Annotated in this window: 16 protein-coding genes; 13 read left to right on the top strand and 3 right to left on the bottom strand. The window is 71.3% G+C overall.

Annotation, left to right across the window (positions count from 1 at the left end; genetic code table 11):
* Positions 1–447: 447 nt before the first annotated feature.
* The 3 genes from IE262_RS20400 to IE262_RS20390 all read left to right on the top strand — a co-directional run bounded on the left by IE262_RS20400 (position 448) and on the right by IE262_RS20390 (position 6,186).
* The gene (locus tag IE262_RS20400; protein ID WP_003975777.1) at positions 448–711 is read left to right on the top strand and encodes a WhiB family transcriptional regulator; all 264 of its coding nucleotides are present in this window, start codon (positions 448–450) and stop codon (positions 709–711) included.
* Between the two features lie 262 nt (positions 712–973).
* Positions 974–4,687, top strand: coding sequence for a glycosyltransferase family 2 protein (locus IE262_RS20395; protein WP_189875438.1), 3,714 nt, complete (start codon positions 974–976; stop codon positions 4,685–4,687).
* Positions 4,684–6,186 (top strand): DUF5719 family protein, encoded by a 1,503-nt coding sequence (locus tag IE262_RS20390; RefSeq protein ID WP_189875436.1) that lies wholly within the window; start codon positions 4,684–4,686, stop codon positions 6,184–6,186. The genes IE262_RS20395 and IE262_RS20390 overlap by 4 nt, the downstream gene beginning before the upstream one ends.
* A 103-nt stretch (positions 6,187–6,289) precedes the next feature.
* Here the strand turns inward: IE262_RS20390 and IE262_RS20385 are convergent, their stop codons facing one another.
* Positions 6,290–6,742, bottom strand: a complete 453-nt coding sequence (locus tag IE262_RS20385; RefSeq protein WP_134042747.1) for a metallopeptidase family protein — start codon at positions 6,740–6,742, stop codon at positions 6,290–6,292.
* Between the two features lie 307 nt (positions 6,743–7,049).
* Here IE262_RS20385 and IE262_RS20380 point away from each other — a divergent pair, with 307 nt between their 5' ends.
* The 9 genes from IE262_RS20380 (at position 7,050) to IE262_RS20340 (ending at position 17,604) form a co-directional block, all read left to right on the top strand.
* Positions 7,050–7,472 (top strand): DUF3499 domain-containing protein, encoded by a 423-nt coding sequence (locus IE262_RS20380; RefSeq protein ID WP_134042683.1) that lies wholly within the window; start codon positions 7,050–7,052, stop codon positions 7,470–7,472.
* 255 nt (positions 7,473–7,727) lie between these two features.
* Entirely contained in the window at positions 7,728–9,344 is a 1,617-nt protein-coding gene (locus IE262_RS20375; protein ID WP_189875434.1) for an L-lactate permease, read from the top strand.
* A 169-nt stretch (positions 9,345–9,513) separates the two neighbouring features.
* On the top strand, positions 9,514–10,878 hold the full coding sequence (locus tag IE262_RS20370) for a phosphomannomutase/phosphoglucomutase (RefSeq protein ID WP_189875432.1): 1,365 nt from the start codon (positions 9,514–9,516) through the stop codon (positions 10,876–10,878).
* Between the two features lie 257 nt (positions 10,879–11,135).
* Positions 11,136–11,306 carry a Trm112 family protein gene (locus IE262_RS20365; RefSeq protein ID WP_134042677.1) on the top strand — a complete coding sequence of 57 codons (171 nt, stop codon included), beginning with the start codon at positions 11,136–11,138 and terminating at the stop codon, positions 11,304–11,306.
* Positions 11,307–11,403: 97 nt separating this feature from the next.
* Positions 11,404–12,531: an SIS domain-containing protein gene (locus IE262_RS20360; protein ID WP_189875429.1), complete on the top strand. Its 1,128-nt coding sequence runs from the start codon at positions 11,404–11,406 to the stop codon at positions 12,529–12,531.
* A gap of 66 nt (positions 12,532–12,597) precedes the next feature.
* Positions 12,598–13,749: a mannose-6-phosphate isomerase, class I gene (manA, locus tag IE262_RS20355; protein ID WP_189875427.1), complete on the top strand. Its 1,152-nt coding sequence runs from the start codon at positions 12,598–12,600 to the stop codon at positions 13,747–13,749.
* A gap of 170 nt (positions 13,750–13,919) precedes the next feature.
* Entirely contained in the window at positions 13,920–14,897 is a 978-nt protein-coding gene (locus tag IE262_RS20350; protein WP_189875425.1) for a cation diffusion facilitator family transporter, read from the top strand.
* 389 nt (positions 14,898–15,286) lie between these two features.
* A complete protein-coding gene (gene ahcY, locus IE262_RS20345; RefSeq protein ID WP_189875423.1) occupies positions 15,287–16,744 on the top strand; it encodes an adenosylhomocysteinase in 1,458 nt (485 codons plus the stop codon).
* Between the two features lie 245 nt (positions 16,745–16,989).
* Complete coding sequence (locus IE262_RS20340) at positions 16,990–17,604, top strand: hypothetical protein (RefSeq protein WP_189875422.1); 615 nt, start codon at positions 16,990–16,992, stop codon at positions 17,602–17,604.
* A gap of 21 nt (positions 17,605–17,625) precedes the next feature.
* Here IE262_RS20340 and IE262_RS20335 read toward each other — a convergent pair whose 3' ends face one another.
* On the bottom strand, positions 17,626–18,633 hold the full coding sequence (locus IE262_RS20335) for an RDD family protein (protein ID WP_189875420.1): 1,008 nt from the start codon (positions 18,631–18,633) through the stop codon (positions 17,626–17,628).
* Between the two features lie 119 nt (positions 18,634–18,752).
* On the opposite strand from IE262_RS20335, the gene IE262_RS20330 reads away from it, so the two are divergent.
* The gene (locus IE262_RS20330) at positions 18,753–19,760 is read left to right on the top strand and encodes a stage II sporulation protein M (RefSeq protein ID WP_134042665.1); all 1,008 of its coding nucleotides are present in this window, start codon (positions 18,753–18,755) and stop codon (positions 19,758–19,760) included.
* A gap of 228 nt (positions 19,761–19,988) precedes the next feature.
* On the opposite strand, the gene IE262_RS39540 is transcribed toward IE262_RS20330, so the two are convergent.
* Positions 19,989–20,221 (bottom strand): hypothetical protein (locus tag IE262_RS39540; protein WP_229877362.1); only part of this gene is annotated, 233 nt, incomplete at its 5' end.

Below are 20,221 nucleotides of genomic sequence, written 5' to 3'. Positions count from 1 at the left end.
GCCCACTAGGACACCGGTTCACACTTCGACTGTCAACTTGACGCCCGATATGTGGGAGATGTTTCACCTCTTCCGGTTCATCTGGCCGGTGAAAGGTTTGTGCGTGGGCTCTCGGGACACATGGCGTCCCATCGGGCGCGGCCTCCGCGGGCGGCCTCCGTGGCGGATTCGGTGAGCTTCGGCGTTCGGGCCGCAACGGGATCGAACTTCTGGACGTCTTTTCCCGTATGGGAGGGGGACGCGCTCCAGGTCCCCGCCGCTGTCATGGTTTATGCCGATTTGAACACTTTCCGCATTGGCTTGGTTCCGGAGAGTGAATAAGGGGCTCAATAGCAGATCTCGGCTTGACTCGCCCGTAGCAGCACACTTGTAATTTCACTCGTGTCGTTCAGCCGAAATCGGTAACGGCAGCACGACGGGGACGCGAAAGACAGACGAGGGGCGCACATGACCGAGCTCGTGCAGCAACTGCTGGTCGACGACGCGGACGAGGAACTCGGCTGGCAGGAGCGCGCGCTCTGCGCCCAGACCGATCCCGAGTCCTTCTTCCCCGAGAAAGGCGGATCGACCCGCGAGGCCAAGAAGGTCTGCCTCGCCTGCGAGGTCCGCTCCGAGTGCCTTGAATACGCCCTCGCCAACGACGAGCGGTTCGGCATCTGGGGCGGACTGTCGGAGCGTGAGCGCCGCCGCCTGAAGAAGGCCGCTGTCTGAAAACAGACGCATGGTGCGCGCCGCGGCAGCGGAGCCGAAGCTGACGGCGCACCAACTGGAACCAGCCACGCGCACGCGTGAGCACCGCTGACCAAACAGCACACACCCTTACGTAACGATCGGCCCGTCGCCGGTGGCTTGTCCACAGGCGGCGGGCCGCTCTGCTGCCCAGCCGTTAGTGTGGTCGCTCGTCCAAGACGTCCGCTGTCCCCGCAGGACACAGGCGTCGACCACAGTCCACCGAACCGGGGCCCGTACCTCGATGTCCGTGCACAGCCACACGGCAGCCCACCACGACGCTGCCACCGCGGTGTTCGACCCGACCCGCTCAGCGGTGTCCGACCCGACCCGCCCACCCGAGTTTCCGCGACACGTGGTGACCGCGGTGCTCGTCGCCCACGACGGCGCCCGCTGGCTCCCCGACGCGCTCGCCGGGGTGCTCGGCCAGGAGCGCCCCGTACAGAACGTCATGGCGGCCGACACCGGCAGCGCGGACGAGTCCGCCCAGTTGCTCACCGACGCCCTCGGTGCCGACCGGGTCCTCCACCTCGCCCGGCGCACCGGTTTCGGCCAGGCCGTCGACGAGGTCAACCGCACCGCCGGTGAGCTCACCCCGGACGACCTGCCGTACCTCAAGCGCCCCAGCGGCTGGGACCCGGTCACCCGTACCTGGCGCGACGAGGCGTACGACATGCCCGAGCTCCCCCACGGGGAGCCGGTGCAGTGGCTGTGGCTGCTGCACGACGACTGCGCCCCCGAACCGGACGCGCTCGCCCAGCTGCTGAGGGTCGTCGAGAACGAGCGCGAGCTGGGCCGGGACGACGTCGCCGTCGTCGGCCCCAAACTCCGCGGCTGGTACGACCGCCGCCAGCTCCTTGAGGTCGGCGTCACCATCGCCAACTCCGGCCGCCGCTGGACCGGCCTGGACCGGCGCGAACAGGACCAGGGCCAGCACGACCACGTCAAGCCCGCCCTCGCCGTCTCCACCGCCGGCATGCTGATCCGCCGCGACGTCTTCGAACAACTCGGCGGTTTCGACCGGCGGCTGCCCCTGATGCGCGACGACGTCGACCTGTGCTGGCGCGCCACCGCCGCCGGACACCGCGTCCTCGTCGCCCCCGAAGCGGTCCTACGGCACGCCGAGGCGGCCTCCCGCGAGCGCCGCACCGTCGACTGCGTGGGCCGCAGCGCCGCCTCCCCGCACATGGTCGACAAGGCCGGCGCCGTCTACACCCTGCTCGTCAACACGCGTACGGCACAGCTGCCGTGGGTGCTGGTCCGGATCGTGCTCGGCACCCTGCTGCGGACCCTCGCCTACCTCGTCGGCAAGGTCCCCGGGCAGGCCGTCGACGAGATCCGGGGCCTTCTGGGCACGTTGCTGCGTCCGGAACGGATCATCGCGGGCCGCCGCAGGCGCGGCCGCTCCGAGCTCGACAAGGGCGAGCTGCGTGCCCTGTTCCCGCCGCCCGGCGCGACCGTCCGGGCCACCGTCGAACAGGTCGCCGGCAACCTGATGGGCCGCTCCGACCCCGAGTCCTCGTCCGCCGGCCGGCACGGTGGCGCGGTCGAGTCCGGACCCGGCGGCGACGACGCCGACTTCCTGGAGGTCGAGCAGTTCGCCCGGCTCAAGCGCGTCGCCCGCAAGCCCGGGCCCGTGCTCTTCGCGGTCCTGCTGTTCGTCTCGCTCGTCGCCTGCCGTGAACTGCTCGGCGGTGGCGCGCTCGCGGGCGGCGCGCTGCTGCCCGCGCCCGCCGACGCCGGCGAGCTGTGGGCGCGCTACCTCGACGGCTGGCATCCGGTGGGCGCGGGTGACATCCAGTCAGCGCCGCCCTACCTGGCGCTCGTCGCGATGCTCGCCTCGGTGCTGCTGGGCTCCACCGGGCTCGCGGTCACCGTGCTGCTCGTCGCCTCCGTGCCGCTCGCCGGGTTCACGGCGTACTTCGCCTCACGGCCGCTCGTCCAGTCCCGGCTGCTGCGCGCGTGGGCGGCCGTCGCGTACGCCTTCCTGCCCGCCGCCACCGGCGCGCTCGCGGGCGGCCGCATCGGCACCGCCGTCCTCGCGGTGCTGCTGCCGCTCATCGCGCGCGCGGGCGTCGCGGCCGGCGGCCTCGCGAACGCCTCGGGCGCACCCGGCAGTTGGCGCGCCACCTGGGCGTACGCGCTGCTACTGACCGTCACCACCGCGTTCACGCCCATCGTGTGGCCCATCGCCCTGGTCCTCGGCCTCGGGCTGCTCGGCTTGCGTCGCGGCGGCATCACCGCCCACGGGGTGCGCTTCCTCGTCCAGCTCGGCACTCCGCTGCTGGTCCTCGCCCCCTGGTCGCTGACGCTGCTGCCGTTCGGCTTCTTCAGGGAGGCCGGTCTGAAGTACACGGAGGGCACAGCCTCCGCCACCGACCTCCTCGGCGCCAGTCCCGGCGGGCCCGGCACGGTCAGCGGGCTGATGCTCATCGGCGTCGTCCTGGCCGCACTGGCCGCACTGCTGCGCTCCGAGCGGCAGTTGCCCATCTGGACCGCCTGGTCGGCCGCCCTCGTGGCCCTCGTCTTCGCGGTCCTCTCGAACGGCTCCACCTGGGCCGGACCCGCGACCCTCGTGTACGGCATCGCGCTGCTGGCCGCCGCCGTGCTCGGTGCCGACGGGGCACGCTCGCGCGTGGCCGAGCAGAGCTTCGGCTGGCGCCAGCCGGTGGCCGCGCTCATCGCGTTCGCCGCGGCGGCCGGCCCCCTGCTGATCGCCGCCGGGTGGATGATCCGCGGCGCCGACGGTCCCCTGGAGCGGCGCGACCCGGTGCAGGTGCCCGCATTCGTCGCCGAGGAGAGCGGCACCCGCGACCAGGCCCGCACCCTGGTCCTCGACAGCCACTCCGGCGCCAAGGTCGGCTACAGCCTCGTCCGGGGTTCCGGTGCGCGCATGGGCGACGCCGAACTCGCGGCGGCGGGCGGCGAGAACAAGCTGCTCGACAAGGTGGTCGCCAACCTCGTGGCGGGCTCCGGCGCCGACCAGGCCGACGAACTCGGCGGGTTCGCCGTGCGCTACGTCCTCGTCCGCAAGGGCGCGCCCCGCGAGGTCAGCCGCGTCCTGGACGCCACGCCCGGCCTCACCCGGCTCAGCCAGCAGGACGGCAGCGCCCTGTGGCGCGTGGACCGGCAGGTCGCCCGCGCCACCATCGTCTCCGGCTCCGGCGAGCCGGAGCCCGTCGCGGCCGGCCCCGTCGAGATCCACACCACCGTCCCCGACGGCGGATCGGGCCGTGTCCTGCGCCTTGCCGACACGGCCGACGAGGGCTGGACGGCCACCCTGGACGGCAGGCCGCTCACGGGCACCACCGTCGACGGCTGGGCCCAGGGCTTCGAACTCCCCCCGAACGGCGGGACGCTGGACGTCACCTACGAGGCCCCCATGAGCCACACCGGCTGGCTGTGGGCACAGGGCGCGCTCGTCCTCGTCCTCGTCGTCCTCGCTCTCCCGGGCCGCCGCCGCGACGTCGACGACGACCTCCCCGAGGAGCCCGTCGTCCCCGCCCAGGACATCACCGGCGACGGCCGCCGCGCCCGCCGTCTGCGGGCCCAGGCCGAAGCCGAGGCCGCGAGCGGGGAGGGAACCGACCAGACCGCCGCCACGCCTCCTCCTCCGGAGGAGGCCCCGGCAGCCCCGGCAGCGGCAGCCGTCCCGCAGCAGCAGTCCTACGGCACCTGGGACACCCAGGGGTACGCGGGCACTGACCACGGCACCTACGGGCACGACCCGTACCAGGGAGCCCAGCAGTACCCGGCGGGCACGTACGACCAGACGTACCAGGCGGACCCGTACCAGACGGACGCCCAGCAGGGCGGCCAGTACGACCCGTACGCCTACGGGGGCACGACCGCGTCGTACGACCAGACGTACCCCCAGACGTACCCCCAGGGCTACGACGCGACGTACGACCCGTCGCAACGCCCCGACCGTGAGCGCCCCGACGGGAGCCAGCAGTGAACCGCACGACCCTGTCCCTGATCGCCGGCGCGACCGCGCTCGCCGCCGTCACCGGCTTCGCCGCGCTCACCGCGCCCGACGCCTCCGGCGAGGGCACGGCCAGGGCGGCGGCCCAACTGCCCGTGGAGCGCACGAGCCTGCTCTGCCCCCAGCCGAGCACGTCGGACGTCGCGGAGACCACGTACACCTCCTTCACGCCTGTCACGGAGGGGACCGGGGCCAAGGGCAGGGCCGAACTCGCGGCGGCGGGCGAGGGGGCGGCGGACGGCGGTGGCGACGGCGGCAAGAAGCGGACCGGCAAGGCCACGAAGCCCGTCCTGGAGCCGCAGGCCCCGGGCAAGCCCGTCACCGGCAGCACCGACGGAGCCGAGGCGCCCGCGCTGATCGGTCTCGCCGAGGGGAAGTACGCGCCGGGCTGGACCGTCCAGGAGACCACCGAGGTCGCCGCGGGCAGCGGGCGCGGGCTGCTCGGCACCAACTGCACCGCTCCGGACACCGAGTTCTGGTTCCCGGCCGCCAGCACCGGAGCCGACCGCATCGACTACGTCCACCTGACGAACCCGGACGACTCCGTCGCCGTCGCCGACATCGAGGTGTACGGCAAGGACGGCGCCCTCAAGACGACCGTGGAGGAGGGCATCACGGTCAAGCCGCGCTCCAGCGAGCCGGTGCTGCTGTCCACGCTCACCGAAGCGGCGGAGACGGACCTGACCGTGCACGTGAGTGTGCGCAGCGGCCGTGTCGCCGCGGCCGTCCAGGCGCTGGACGCCAAGGCGGGCGGCGACTGGCTCGCTCCCTCGGCCGATCCCGCGGGGAGCGTGGTGATCCCCGGCATCCCGAAGGACGCGACGTCCGTGCGCCTGGTCGCCTTCGCGCCCGGTGAGCAGGACGCCGAACTGAAGGTCCGGCTCGCCACTCCCTCAGGGCTGCTCACCCCCGTCGGCAACGGCACGCTGCACGTGAAGGCCGGCATGACGGCGGCCGTGGACCTCGGCGACGTCACACGGGGTGAGGCGGGCTCCCTGGTGCTGACACCGACGGACGATGCGGTGCCCGTGGTGGCCGCCGCGCGGGTGGTGCGCGGCAAGGGCACCAAGCAGGAGACGGCGTTCATCCCCGGGACCAGGGCGGTGGGTGCGCGCGCGAGTGTCGCCGACAACCGCTCCAAGGGCGTCACCCTCGCGCTCACCGCGCCGGGGCGCACCGCGCAGGTCAAGGTCACGGCGTCGCCGGGCAGCGAGGGCGGCACGGCGGCGACCAAGACGTACACGATCAAGTCGGGCACGACCCAGAACGTGGCCGTGCCCGTCCCGAGCGGCCTGAAGGGCACGTACGCACTGACGGTCGAATCAGTGTCCGGCGGTTCCGTCTACGGCTCCCGCATGCTCGAAACCACGAGCGGCGGCGTCACGGGCTTCACGGTGCAGCCCCTTCCGGACGACCGGGGCACGGTGTCGGTCCCGGACGCGGAACAGGACTTGTCGGTACTGCAGAAGTGAGCGCGTCCTTCAGCGGCGGGGGATCTGGGGGCGCAGCCCCCAGGCATGGGAACGGGTAAGGGCGGCGGGGGCGACTCCCTTCGCGGCGCCCCCCCGCTCGCCCTCAGTCCTCCCCGTACCGAGGATCCACCGTCTCCGGGGTGAGCCCCAGAAGCTCGGCGACCTGCTCCACCACGACCTCGTGAACCAGCGCGGCCCGCTCCTCCCGCCCCTTGGTGCGGATCTCGACGGGCCGTCGGTAGACGACGACACGCGCGGGCCGGCCCTCCCGGGCGGGGATCGTGCCCCCCAGCGGCACCGCCTCATCGCTCCAGGCGGCCCCGCGCGGCCCGTCGAGGCGCGGCACCGGGAGAACCAGGAAGTCGATGTCGGCGAGCTGCGGCCAGCGCCGTTCGAGGCGCTCCACGGAGTCCTGCACGAGGTCCGCGAACACCTCGGCGCGGCTCGCCGCGAGGGGCACCTGGGGCGGTGCGACGGGGCCACGCATGCCCCTGCCGTGCCGGTCACGGCGGCGGGGCCCGGGCGCGGCGGCACGGGGCGGTACGGATTTGTCCATCACCTGCGAAGCGTAGTCCGCGGCGGGGGCGGGTGCCCGACGCCCACGCGGGCCCCGGGAGGAGACGCGTCGAGCCGTTGCGGACGCCCTACGGCATGTCGGCAGATGACCATTCCAGCCAAGGTTGGGCTCGATTCCGTATCCCTCCGGGACCGTCAACCTCATGGCAATTGACAGAGTTTGAGGCGACTTGTGACCGGTTTGTGAGATGTTCGGCATTCTGGACGCGGCTCCCCGCCCAGGTCAGAATGGTGTGTCCAGTGGGGCGTGTGGGGCGTTTCACAGCGCGACACGGTGGAGTGACCTGGTGGAGAGTCGTCGCGGCCCGCTCAAGAGTGCGGTACCGTCCAACGTCGTGAGCCCTGTACGTCGCTGTTCGCGCACCGCTTGCGGCCGGCCTGCCGTCGCGACGCTGACGTACGTCTATGCCGACTCGACCGCGGTCCTCGGCCCGCTCGCCACCTACGCCGAGCCCCACTGCTACGACCTGTGCGCCGAGCACTCCGAGCGCCTCACCGCCCCCCGCGGCTGGGAGGTCGTCCGCCTCCTCGACGGCTCTGCTCCGGCCCGGCCCAGCGGCGACGATCTGGAAGCCCTTGCCAACGCCGTGCGCGAGGCCGCCAGGCCGCAGCAGCGTGCCGCGGAGGCCGGCGGCAGCGGTCGCTCCGCGGACCCGATGGAGGTCGCTCGCCGGGGCCATCTGCGGGTCCTGAGGTCCCCGGACAACTGACGGGTCCTCCTCTCCTCGACGCTTCCGGAGTCCATCTGAACTCCCTTCGCCCGACGTCTGATTCGCGGGCGGCTGTTGTGGAGACTGCGGTTTCGCAGGCGGCTGTTTCGCAAGCGGCTGTTTCGTAGTTGTGCTTCCCGTGTGCGGATTTCACCGAGCGGTGCACGCACATTGACGCCTGCTTGTCACGGACACGACCATTCCGGGTACCGGTGATACATCGCTTTCCGCATCGCGGAATCCGGGGAGGCACCCGTGTACGTCCAGGAACTGGAACCCGTGGCCGACTCGCTCGGCCTGTCCGCACTCGTCGCGACCCTGCCCCTCGTCCTCGTCCTCGTCCTGCTCGGCGGCGTGCGGATGAAGGCTCACCGGGCGGGCCTGACCGGGCTGGTGGCGGCCGCGCTCGTGGCGTGGCTCGCGTACGGCATGCCGCTCGGCCAGACACTCTCCGGTGCCGCGCAGGGCGCCGTCTTCGGGCTGTTCCCGATCATGTGGATCGTGGTCAACGCCCTCTGGGTGTACCGGATGACCGTCCGCACCCGGCACTTCGACATCCTGCGCCGGTCGTTCGGGCGGCTCTCCGACGACCCGCGGATCCAGGCGCTCGTCGTGGCGTTCTGCTTCGGCGCGCTCCTGGAAGCCCTCGCGGGCTTCGGTGCGCCGGTCGCGATCTGTTCGGTGATGCTCGTCGCACTCGGCTTCGAACCGGTACGGGCCGCCGTGGTCGCGCTGGTCGCGAACACCGCGCCGGTCGCCTTCGGCGCCATGGGCACGCCCGTCGTCACCCTCGCCCAGGTCACCGAACTGCCCCTGGACACCGTGGCGTCCGTGGTGGGCCGTCAGACGCCGCTGCTGGCCCTCGTGGTGCCCCTGGTGCTGGTCGGCCTGGTCGACGGACGGCGCGGGCTGCGCGAGACCTGGCTGCCCGCCGTGGTGTGCGGAACCGCCTTCGCCGTCGGCCAGTTCATCGCGTCCAACTACGTCTCCGCGCAACTCGCCGACATCGGGGCGGCCCTGCTGGGCGCGGGCGCCCTGGTCGCCGTACCCCACGCGCGCAGGCCCGCCGCCGAACCCGTACGGGCGGCCGTCCTGACCGGCGCCCGCAGCGAGGACCTGGACGAGGACGACCCGCGCCGCGAGGTCGTGCGCGCCTACGCCCCGTACGCGCTCATCGTCGTCATCTTCTCCCTCGCCCAGATCCCCGTCGTGAAGGACTGGCTGGCCGGAGCCACCCGCACCTTCGACTGGCCGTTCCTCGACGTGGCGAACCCGGACGGGGACCCGGTCGGCGGCAACGTCTTCACCTGGCCCATCGTGTCAACCGGAGGCACCCTCGTGCTCCTCGCCGGAGTGTGCACGGCCGCCGTACTGGGGGTCCACGCGCGCGTGGCGGCCAAGGAGTGGGCGGCGACCGTGTACGAACTGCGGTTCGCGATCCTCACGGTGACCTCCGTGCTCGGCCTCGCCTACGTCATGAACCTCTCCGGACAGGCCGCCACCATCGGCCACTTCGTGGCGGCGGCCGGCGCCGGACTCGCCTTCCTGTCACCGGTTCTGGGCTGGTTCGGCGTCGCGGTCTCCGGATCGGACACCTCGGCCAACGCCCTCTTCGGCGCCCTCCAGGTGAGCGCGGCACAGCAGTCGGGGCTCTCGCCCGAACTGCTCGCCGCCGCCAACAGCTCCGGCGGTGTGCTCGGCAAGATGATCTCGCCGCAGAACCTGACCATCGCGTGCGCGGCGGTCGGGCTCGCGGGCCGCGAGGGCGACCTGCTGCGCAAGGTGCTGCCGTGGAGCCTCGGGCTGCTCCTGGTGATGTGTCTCATCGTGGTGGGGCAGAGCACGCCCGTACTGGACTGGATGCTCCCGTGAGCGACTCGCGGGACGCCACGGGCCCGGGTGGGGCGCTTGAGTGATCCCCTGGGTGACCCGGGGAAGAACACGGGAGGAAGTCGTTACGCATCCACAGACGTCGCACAGCCGACTGTCACCCCGGGCGGGTAGTTTGGGGTGACCGATGAGGACTTCAGGAGGGTAGGCCGTGGCTGCTGATCTGTCGACGATCGTGAAGGCGTACGACGTACGCGGAGTGGTCCCGGACCAGTGGGACGAGCCGCTGGCCGAGCTCTTCGGGGCAGCCTTCGCCCAGGTGACCGGCGCGGACGCCATCGTGATCGGCCACGACATGCGGCCCTCGTCACCCGGCCTGTCACGGGCCTTCGCGCGCGGGGCGGCGGCGCGCGGCGTCGACGTCACCGAGATCGGCCTGTGCTCGACGGACCAGCTGTACTACGCGTCGGGCGCGCTGAACCTGCCCGGGGCGATGTTCACGGCCTCCCACAACCCCGCGCGGTACAACGGCATCAAGATGTGCCGCGCGGGCGCCGCCCCGGTCGGCCAGGACACGGGCCTCGCCGAGATCCGCGAGCTGGTCGAGCAGTGGAGCGAGTCGGGCGCGCCGGCGCCCGCGGCGACCCCGGGGACGATCACGCAGCGCGACACGCTGGAGGACTACGCGGCCCACCTCCGCTCCCTCGTCGACCTGACCGCCATCCGTCCCCTGAAGGTCGTCGTCGACGCGGGCAACGGCATGGGCGGGCACACGGTGCCCACGGTCTTCGCGGGCCTGGCCCTCGACCTCGTCCCGATGTACTTCGAACTGGACGGCACCTTCCCGAACCACGAGGCCAACCCCCTGGACCCGGCGAACATCGTCGACCTCCAGAAGCGCGTCCGTGAGGAGGGCGCCGACCTCGGCATCGCCTTCGACGGCGACGCCGACCGCTGCTTCGTCGTCGACGAGCACGGCGACCCGGTCTCGCCGTCCGCCGTCACCGCGCTCGTCGCCTCCCGCGAACTCGCCAAGCACGGCGGCAAGGGCACGATCATCCACAACCTGATCACGTCGTGGTCGGTGCCGGAGGTGGTCAAGGAGAACGGCGGCACACCGGTACGCACGCGCGTGGGCCACTCCTTCATCAAGGCCGAGATGGCACGCACGGGCGCGATCTTCGGCGGCGAGCACTCCGCGCACTACTACTTCGCCGACTTCTGGAACGCCGACACGGGCATGCTGGCCGCCCTCCACGTCCTCGCCGCCCTGGGCGGTCAGGACGGCCCCCTCTCAGCCCTGGTCGCCCAGTACGACCGCTACGCGGGTTCCGGAGAGATCAACTCCACGGTGGACGACCAGGCGGGCCGCCTCGCCGCCCTCAAGACCGCGTACGAGGGCCGCGAGGGCGTCGAGCTCGATGAACTGGACGGCCTGACCGTCTCCACGACGGACTGGTGGTTCAACGTACGACCCTCCAACACGGAGCCGCTCCTGCGCCTGAACGCCGAGGCCCGGGACGAGACGACGATGGCGAAGATCCGCGACGAGGCCCTGGCGATCATCAGGGGCTGAGAGGGGAGCCCAGGGGGGGCCTGCGGGCGCGGGGAACCGCGCGACCAGCCACCAACCGTCCCGCACAGACCCGCCGCCCCCAACCACCCTCCCCCCGAGGGGATCTGGGGGCGGAGCCCCCGGGGATGGGACGGGTAGGGGCGGCGGGGGCGACATCCCCCACAGGCACCCCCACCAACCCCCCTCCACCCCCCGGCGGCAGCCGCCCCACAGCGGTACGCTGACCAGGCCGCATCCACGTTCGGAAGGACACGCCCATGCCGCTCGAAGCCGGCCTCCTGGAGATCCTCGCCTGCCCGGCATGCCACGCCCCCCTCAAGGAGGAGGACACCGAGCTGGTCTGCACGGGCCAGGACTGCGGCCTCGCCTACCCCGTCCGGGACGGCATCCCCGTACTCCTCGTCGACGAGGCCCGCCGCCCCGAGTAGCACCCGGCCCCAGAAGCGGGTACGCCGAGGAAAACCGGCGACAAGGGAACTGGCGACAAGGGAACCAAGGGCAACCGGCGATCGGAGGCTGCCGCCCATGCTCGACGAATCGCTGCTCGACACCCCCGACGCCCTGGCGGAGGCGGACCACCGCGGCCTGCTCCGGGGCGCCGCCGAGGCCGGTGCCCGCGTCCGCACCGCCGTCCGCCTCGCCACCGAGGCCGGCATCCCCGACCTGAAGCCCGACGGCCGCCCCCGCGCCGTCCTGATCGCGGGCCCCGGCACCGCGTCCGCCGGCGTCGCCGACCTCCTCGGCACCCTCGCCGGCTCCGGCTGCCCCGTCACCCGGCTGCAGCCCACCGGGGTGGCCCCCGCCTCGGGCGCCCTCCGCTGGGAACTCCCCGGCTGGGTGGGATCTCTCGACCTCCTCCTGGTCGCCACCCCCGACGGCACCGAAGCGGGCCTCTCCCTCCTCGTCGACCAGGCCTACCGCCGCGGCTGCACGGTCGTCGCCGTAGCTCCCGCCCGCACCCCGATCACCGATGCCGTAGAGGGCGCCTACGGCCTCTTCGTCCCCATGGCCACCGCCCCGTACGAACAGGACGAACCCCCGGCGGCCACCGCACCCGGCCTCCTGTGGGCGCTGCTCACCCCGATGCTCGCGCTCCTCGACCGCACCGGCCTGATCACGGCACCCCCCGACGGCCTGGAGAAGGTCGCCGACCGCCTCGACCATGTCGCCCAGCGCTGCGGACCGGCCATCGCCACCTACAGCAACCCCGCCAAGACCCTCGCCGCCGAGCTCGCCGAGTCCCTCCCGCTGATCTGGACCGAGGGCCTTTCCTCAGGTCCCGTGGGGCGCCGTTTCGCCGCCGCGCTGGCCGAGCTGGCAGGCCGCCCCGCCCTGGCCGCCCAGCTTCCGGAGGCGCTCGTCTCGCACACGGTCCTGCTCTCCGGCGCACTGGCCGCGGGCGCCGACCCCGACGACTTCTTCCGCGACCGCGTCGAGGAGCAGGCCGCCCTCCACGCGCGCGTGGTGCTGCTGCGCGACCGGGCGGGCGGCGCCCTCAGCGCCGCCCCCGCCGCCCGCGAACTGGCTCTCACCCACGACACCGCGATCAGCGAACTCGAACCCGAACAGGGCGGCGACCTGGAGACCCTCGCGGAGCTGATCGCCGTCACGGATTTCGCCGCCGTTTACCTGGCGCTCGCCTCAGCGACGTGAAGTGGGCTCGCACCCCGTGACCAGCACCGGGGCCGAGCAGCGTACGCACCGGAGACAAAAGGAACCATGGACCGCCTCAAGAACACCGTCCGCCCCTACGCCTGGGGCTCCACGACCGCCATACCGCACCTCCTGGGCGTGGAGCCGACCGGCGAACCACAGGCGGAGATGTGGATGGGCGCCCACCCCGGCGCGCCCTCACGCACCGCACGCGGCCCCCTCACCGAGGTGATCGACGGAGCCCCGGAGCGGGAGCTGGGGGACCGGACGGTCGCCAAGTTCGGCCCCCGCCTCCCCTTCCTTCTGAAGATCCTCGCCGCCGGCGCACCCCTCTCCCTCCAGGTGCACCCCGACCTCCACCAGGCGAGGGAGGGCTACGAGGACGAGGAACGCCGTGGCATCCCCGTGGACGCCGGCCACCGCAACTACAAGGACGCCAACCACAAGCCCGAACTGATCTGTGCCCTCACGGAGTTCGACGGCCTGTGCGGCTTCCGGGACCCCGCGCAGGCCGCCGACCTGCTCGCGGGACTCGACATCGACTCCCTGAAGCCGTACGTCGACCTGCTGCACGCCCACCCCGAAGAGGCAGCCCTGCGCGAGGTGCTGACCGCCGTACTGTCGGCCGACCCCGGACAGATGGCCGAGACGGTCCACGAGACCGCGGCCGCCTGCGAACGCCTCGGCGGCGCCTACGCTCCGTACGCCGACATCGCCCACCACTACCCGGGCGACCCCGGCGTCATCGCCGCCATGCTGCTCAACCACGTCCGCCTCCAGCCCGGCGAGGCGCTGTTCCTCGGCGCGGGCGTCCCACACGCGTACCTGAACGGCCTCGGCGTCGAGATCATGGCCAACTCGGACAACGTCCTGCGCTGCGGCCTGACCCCCAAGCACGTCGACATCCCCGAACTCCTGCGCATCGTCCGCTTCGAGGCCGGCGACCCCGGCGTCCTGCGCCCCGAGGCGTCCCCGGACGGCGAAGAGGTCTACGAAACCCCCACCGACGAGTTCCGCCTCTCCCGCTACGTCCTCCCCGAGGGCTCCGCCGCCCACGACCTGACGCGCGCGACCCCGCAGATCCTGCTGTGCACGGCGGGCTCCGTACAGGCCGGCGAACACCCGCTCCGCCCCGGTGAGTCCGTCTTCGTACCGGCCGGCGAAAAGGCCCAGGTCTCCGGAGCCGGCACGGTCTTCCGCGCCACGGTGGTCGCCTGACCGACAGCCGGAAGGCGTCGACGAACGCCTGAAAGCCATCGGAACGAAAGACCTGGCACACCGGCGTCGGACCGGGCTGCAACAATGCCCACTGCAAATGGCGGGCAAGGCCCGGCCGACGACGGACAAAACGACGCACAAAAGCGTAAGCGAAGGGACATCCCGGACACATGAGCGCGTCAGGCGGCACCAAAGCGATCGTGGCGGCACTCGGCGCCAACCTCGCGATCGCGGTATCGAAGTTCGTGGCGTTCGCCTTCAGTGGATCGTCCTCGATGCTTGCCGAGGGGGTGCACTCGCTGGCCGACTCGGGCAACCAGGCCCTGCTGCTCGTCGGCGGCAAGAAGGCACAGCGCGAGGCGACACCGCAGCACCCGTTCGGCTACGGCCGCGAGCGCTACATCTACGCCTTCCTCGTCTCGATCATCCTCTTCTCGGTCGGCGGCATGTTCGCCCTCTACGAGGGCTACCAGAAGATCCTGCACCCGCACGAACTGGACAACTGGTACTGGCCGGTCGGCGTTCTCGTCTTCGCGATTATCGCGGAGTCAATCTCCTTCCGCACCGCCATCAAGGAGTCCAACGCCCTGCGCGGCAAGAAGTCCTGGAAGGACTTCGTCCGTCACGCCAAGGCCCCCGAACTGCCCGTCGTCCTCCTGGAGGACCTCGGCGCGCTGGTCGGCCTGATCCTCGCGCTGGGCGGCGTGGGCCTCGCCCTGCTCACCGGCGAGGGCGTCTGGGACGGCATCGGCACGCTCCTGATCGGCATCCTGCTCATCCTGATCGCGGTCGTCCTGGCCCTGGAGACCAAGTCGCTGCTGCTCGGCGAGGCCGCGGGCGCCGAAGAGGTCGCCAAGATCGAAAAGGCCCTCGTCGACGGCGACAGCGTCACGGGCGTCATCCACATGCGCACGCTCCACCTCGGCCCCGAGGAGCTCCTGGTCGCCGCCAAGATCGCCGTCCAGCACGACGACACCGCCACCGAGGTCGCCACCGCCATCAACGCCGCCGAGGCCCGCGTCCGCGAATCCGTCCCGATCGCCCGCGTCATCTACCTTGAGCCGGACATCTACAGCGACGTGGAGGCCGCGAAGGGCCCGGACCCCGAGGCCAGCCCCGGCGGCCCCGTCCAGACCGCCGACCACTGACGGTCGCACCGACCACTGACGGTCACACCAACCGAACCAGGGCCCGCCGAACTGCTCGGCGGGCCCTGCCGCGTCACAGCCCCGCGCCAGCCCCCGCCCGGCACCATCACCCCCCGAACCACCCGCCCTTGACCGGATCCGCACGGAGGCGGACCGCGGAGGCGGACTGGGGACAGCAGGGCCGACCGTGTAGCTTGGGACGGAGCCAGACGTCGCTGCTGATGGCGGTCGGGCGGTCCCACCACGGACCGACCGAGGGAGAGAGGGCCTCCGACGGACTGCGCTGCGCGCACGCGGGCATGCCCGTGTCCTCTTCGGGCACCCCTGTGCCCGCCGCCGCGCAGACCAGCCGTAACCACCCTCGACCCGACACCGAGGAGCAGCTCGCAATGACGACTGTCGACAAGCGACAGGACTTCAAGGTCGCCGACCTCTCCCTGGCCGAGTTCGGCCGCAAGGAGATCACCCTCGCCGAGCACGAGATGCCCGGCCTGATGGCGATCCGCAAGGAGTACGCCGAGACGCAGCCGCTGGCCGGCGCCCGCGTCACCGGCTCCCTGCACATGACCGTCCAGACCGCGGTCCTCATCGAGACCCTGGTCGCCCTGGGCGCCCAGGTCCGCTGGGCGTCCTGCAACATCTTCTCCACCCAGGACCACGCCGCCGCCGCGATCGCTGTCGGCCCGAACGGCACGGTGGACGACCCGCAGGGCGTCCCGGTCTTCGCCTGGAAGGGCGAAACGCTGGAGGAGTACTGGTGGTGCACGGAGCAGGCACTGACCTGGCCCGACTCGCCCACCGGCGGCCCGAACATGATCCTCGACGACGGAGGCGACGCCACCCTCCTCGTCCACAAGGGCGTCGAGTACGAGAAGGACGGCAAGGTCCCCGGCCTGGAGACCGCCGAGTCCGACGAGCACCGCGTCATCCTCCAGCTGCTCCACCGCACCCTGGGTGAGAACCCCCAGAAGTGGACCCAGCTGGCCTCCGAGATCCGCGGCGTGACCGAGGAGACCACGACCGGCGTCCACCGCCTGTACGAGATGCAGCGCGACGGCGTCCTCCTGTTCCCGGCGATCAACGTGAACGACGCCGTCACCAAGTCGAAGTTCGACAACAAGTACGGCTGCCGCCACTCCCTGGTCGACGGCATCAACCGCGCCACCGACGTCCTGATCGGCGGCAAGACCGCGGTCGTCTGCGGCTACGGCGACGTGGGCAAGGGCTGCGCGGAGTCCCTGCGCGGACAGGGCGCCCGCGTCATCGTCACCGAGATCGACCCGATCTGCGCCCTGCAGGCCGCGATGGACGGCTACCAGGTCACGACCCTCGACGAGGTCATCGACAAGGCCGACATCTTCATCACCACGACCGGCAACAAGGACATCATCATGGCCTCGGACATGGCCAAGATGAAGCACCAGGCGATCGTCGGCAACATCGGCCACTTCGACAACGAGATCGACATGGCCGGTCTCGCCAAGGTCCCGGGCATCGTCAAGGACGAGGTCAAGCCGCAGGTCCACACGTGGACCTTCCCCGACGGCAAGGTGATCATCGTCCTCTCCGAGGGTCGCCTGCTGAACCTGGGCAACGCCACCGGTCACCCGTCGTTCGTGATGTCCAACTCCTTCGCGGACCAGACCCTGGCCCAGATCGAGCTGTTCACCAAGCCCGACGCGTACCCGACCGGCGTCTACACGCTGCCCAAGCACCTCGACGAGAAGGTCGCCCGCCTCCACCTCGACGCCCTCGGTGTGAAGCTCACGACGCTGCGCCCGGAGCAGGCCGCGTACATCGGGGTCGAGGTCGAGGGCCCCTACAAGCCGGACCACTACCGCTACTGACCACTACCGCTACTGACCACTGCCGCTACTGACCAGTGCCGGTACTGACCGGTCCGCCGGGCGGATCTCCGCCACGGCTACCGAGTCGTCACAGCTGTTGAGCGCGTCCGTGCACTGACGCGCTCGCCCGGACAGCAGGTCCCGGGCAGGCCCCCGCACCCCCGTGCCGGGGGCCTGCCCGTACCGCCGGACCAGCGTCCGCCAGGACGCCCGGACCAGCAGCCCGTCAAGCTCCAGGACCCCCCATGCCCCGCGGCCGCTATTCGCTCCACGATCCGCACGACCACTCCCTCCTCGCCGAAGAACACTTCCAGTGCGCGCCCGGCCCCTCCGGCTGGCGCTATGTCTCCCAAGTCACGACCCCCTCCGGCGACCACGCCGGCTCCGTCGACCTCGCCCTCGACGACCTCGGCCGCCCCATCCGTCTCGAACTCCACGCCGCGAGCTGGCAGGTCCGCGGCGCCGCCCTCGACGGCGTCACCTGGGTCCGCACCGACCCCACCGGTGCGCATGCCACCGAAGGCAATGTCCGCGCCCACGCCTTCACCGGCACCTCCCCCGCATTCCTCATCGCCACCACTCGTCTCCTGCGCCTCACCCCCTCCGCGTCCGCAACCCGCGTACGCCTCGTCACCTTCACGGACCCGGTCCTCGCCCCACGCACCGTCGACCAGTCCTGGGCCTTGATCGCAAGAGAAGCACACGCCACTGACAACGGCCCCCTGACCGTGGACGAATACCAGGTCACAGCCCTGGACACAGGTGAGCAGCACACCATCCACATCGCCGGCGACGTGGTCCTGGCGGGCCCCGGAATCGAGCTGCAGCACCTCGAATCACCGCCATCGGTGTTCAGCTGACGCAGGACGCAGCACTCCGCCTCACGCAGGCGGCACGAATCCAGTGACAGGCCGGTCGGTCTGCTCGGTTGCGGCGACCTGGGACGGCGCAGGCTCGGAGCCCTGCGGTGACGGGGATGGCGGCAGCGCGGTCGGGAGCTGTGCCTCGGGCCCGCCTGCTGCCGGGGGCGGATACGAGCCCTGGGGTTGGTAGGCGGGCGGCTGGACCGGTCCGCCCCAGCCTGGGGCTCCGACAGACGGCCCCGGCACGGGGCCGGACGGGCCCATGCCGACAGCCGCCCCGCCCCCGAACGCCCGCTGGGCCTCCCGCGCCTGTCGTTCCTGCATCACGGCCGCCAGATAAGCGGCCGCCGGAACACCCTGTGGCGCCGGAGACCCCGTTACCGCAACGAGATCGGAGGCAAGTCGTTCCGCCATCGCCTGCCCGACCTGCGGATCAAGCTGCTGCATCCGCGTCAGGTACTGCCGGACGGCCAGCCACAGCCCATCCGGGACGGCCGAGAGATCGAGCTCGGAGAATCGCCCTGCCAGCCACTGCGGTGGCGGAGGCACGAACGGCGTGCGCCCGGCCGGCACCCTCTCCCGCACGACCAGCGTCCCCGCGAACACGTCACCGAGCCGTCGCCCGCGCGCCGACACCAGCGAGGCGATACACGCGATGACCCCCAGCGTCATAAGAATCTCGACCACGCCGACCGCGCCACGCACCAACGCATGTCGAAATCGGATCGGCCCACCGTCGTCCCGCACCACCCGCAGCCCGAACGCCAGCTTCCCCAGCGAACGCCCGTGGCTGAGTGTCTCCACGGCGATCGGCCCGCCCACCAGTACCAGCAAGAAGGCAGCGATCGATATCGCCGTCTGCGCCGCCTCGTCCAGACTCGCGGTGGAGAGGACCAGTGCCATGGTCACGACGATGTAGCCGACGAAGGCGACGATCAGGTCGAGCAACACGGCCAGAGCCCGGCTCGGCAGCTTCGCGGGGCGCAGTTCCAGCGCCACCGCCTCGCCCGTCACTAGCTCAGTCACTTACTTGTTCCTTCCCCTGACCTGCCCCGAGAACCGCCAGTCTGCCAAGCTGAGGGCACATCGCGCCCCGGTACGACAAGCTGACACGCAGTACGACAGGACGAGGAGCAGCAAACCGGATGGACCTCGACGTCTTCGTGTCCGCTCATCGCGGCGAGTGGGACCGCCTCGACGCACTGCTCCGGAACCAGCGACGCCTCAGCGGCGCCGAGGTCGACGAACTGGTCACCCTCTATCAGCGCACCGCCACCCACCTCTCAGTGATCCAGTCCAGCGCCCCGGACCCCCAGCTCACCGGGCGCCTCAGCCAACTGGTGGCACGCGCGCGTAGTGCCGTGACAGGCACCCGGCGCGCCTCCTGGCGCGATGTCACCCGGTTCCTCGCCCACGGTTTCCCCGCCGCGGTCTACCGCTCCCGCCACTGGTGGGCACCCACCGCACTCCTGTCCATCGCCGTAGCGGCCCTCCTGGGGTGGTGGATCGGCACGCACCCGGAGATCCAGTCCTCGATCGCGGCCCCGGACCAACTGCGTGAGCTCACTCGCCCCGGAGGCGAGTACGAGACCTACTACTCAAGTCACCCCGCCACGTCCTTCGCGGCCCAGGTGTGGACGAACAACGCCCAGGCGGCCGCCATGTGCCTCGTCCTGGGTGTCTTCCTCGGCCTGCCGGTGCTCTGGATCCTCTTCCTGAACATGCTGAACCTGGGCGTGGGCATCGGCCTGATGTCCTCGGCCGGCCGCCTCGATGTGTTCCTCGGCCTCATCCTCCCGCACGGCCTCCTGGAACTGACTGCCGTCTTCGTGGCCGCCGGAACAGGCCTGCGCCTCGGCTGGACCCTCATCGATCCGGGCCCCCGCACCCGCCGAGCTGCTCTTGCCGAGGAGGGCCGCGCCGCCCTGGGCATGGCCTTGGGCCTGGCCCTGGTCCTCTTCGTCTCCGGTGCCATCGAAGGCTTCGTCACCCCCTCCGGCCTCCCCACCTGGGCCCGCATCGGCATCGGCGTCGCCGCGGAACTGGCCTTCCTCGCGTACGTCTACGTCCTGGGCGGCCGCGCGGCCCGTGCCGGGAACATGGGAGACCTGGCCGAACCCGAACGGAGCGCCGCCGTTCCGACGGCCGCCTGACAGCAGTAGATGCGCCCGGCAGGCACGTAGGCGCAGTGCCGATGTGCAGGCACCCCCGGCGAGCTGTTAACCTCGTCCTCGCCTCGCAGGACCCGTTGACACGGGTCGTGTGGGGAGGTAGGTTTGAACAGTTGCCTAGAGGGGACCTCTCCCCGGTGGCGACAGTGAGCATCTATCCGCTTCTCGAAACCTCGATACATCGATTTCGACGAAGCCCCTCCCGATGATTCAGAAATGGACGCCGGTCAGTCCGGCCCAAAACTTCTGATAAAGTCGGAACCGCCGGAAAGGGAAGCGCGAAAGCGACTGACCTGGAAAGCGCCGAGGAAATCGGATCGGAAAAAGATCTGATAGAGTCGGAAACACCGAAGGGAAGCGCCCGGAGGAAAGCCGCGAGAGAGTTTCTCGGGTGAGTACAAAGGAAGCGTCCGTTCCTTGAGAACTCAACAGCGTGCCAAAAG

The organism is Streptomyces bluensis (assembly GCF_014650715.1).
Taxonomy (GTDB): domain Bacteria; phylum Actinomycetota; class Actinomycetes; order Streptomycetales; family Streptomycetaceae; genus Streptomyces; species Streptomyces bluensis.
The sequence above is the reverse complement of the archived record's forward strand: the minus strand, read 5'-3'. Positions and strand labels throughout refer to the sequence as shown.

Bases quoted from the DNA above. Each gene is read 5' to 3' on its own strand.
- IE262_RS20400 (WP_003975777.1), top strand. From the start codon at position 448: ATGACCGAGCTCGTGCAGCAACTGCTGGTCGACGACGCGGACGAGGAA.
- IE262_RS20395 (WP_189875438.1), top strand. From the start codon at position 974: ATGTCCGTGCACAGCCACACGGCAGCCCACCACGACGCTGCCACCGCG.
- IE262_RS20385 (WP_134042747.1), bottom strand. From the start codon at position 6,742: ATGGACAAATCCGTACCGCCCCGTGCCGCCGCGCCCGGGCCCCGCCGC.
- IE262_RS20365 (WP_134042677.1), top strand. From the start codon at position 11,136: ATGCCGCTCGAAGCCGGCCTCCTGGAGATCCTCGCCTGCCCGGCATGC.
- IE262_RS20360 (WP_189875429.1), top strand. From the start codon at position 11,404: ATGCTCGACGAATCGCTGCTCGACACCCCCGACGCCCTGGCGGAGGCG.
- manA (WP_189875427.1), top strand. From the start codon at position 12,598: ATGGACCGCCTCAAGAACACCGTCCGCCCCTACGCCTGGGGCTCCACG.
- IE262_RS20350 (WP_189875425.1), top strand. From the start codon at position 13,920: ATGAGCGCGTCAGGCGGCACCAAAGCGATCGTGGCGGCACTCGGCGCC.
- ahcY (WP_189875423.1), top strand. From the start codon at position 15,287: ATGACGACTGTCGACAAGCGACAGGACTTCAAGGTCGCCGACCTCTCC.
- IE262_RS20340 (WP_189875422.1), top strand. From the start codon at position 16,990: ATGCCCCGCGGCCGCTATTCGCTCCACGATCCGCACGACCACTCCCTC.
- IE262_RS20330 (WP_134042665.1), top strand. From the start codon at position 18,753: ATGGACCTCGACGTCTTCGTGTCCGCTCATCGCGGCGAGTGGGACCGC.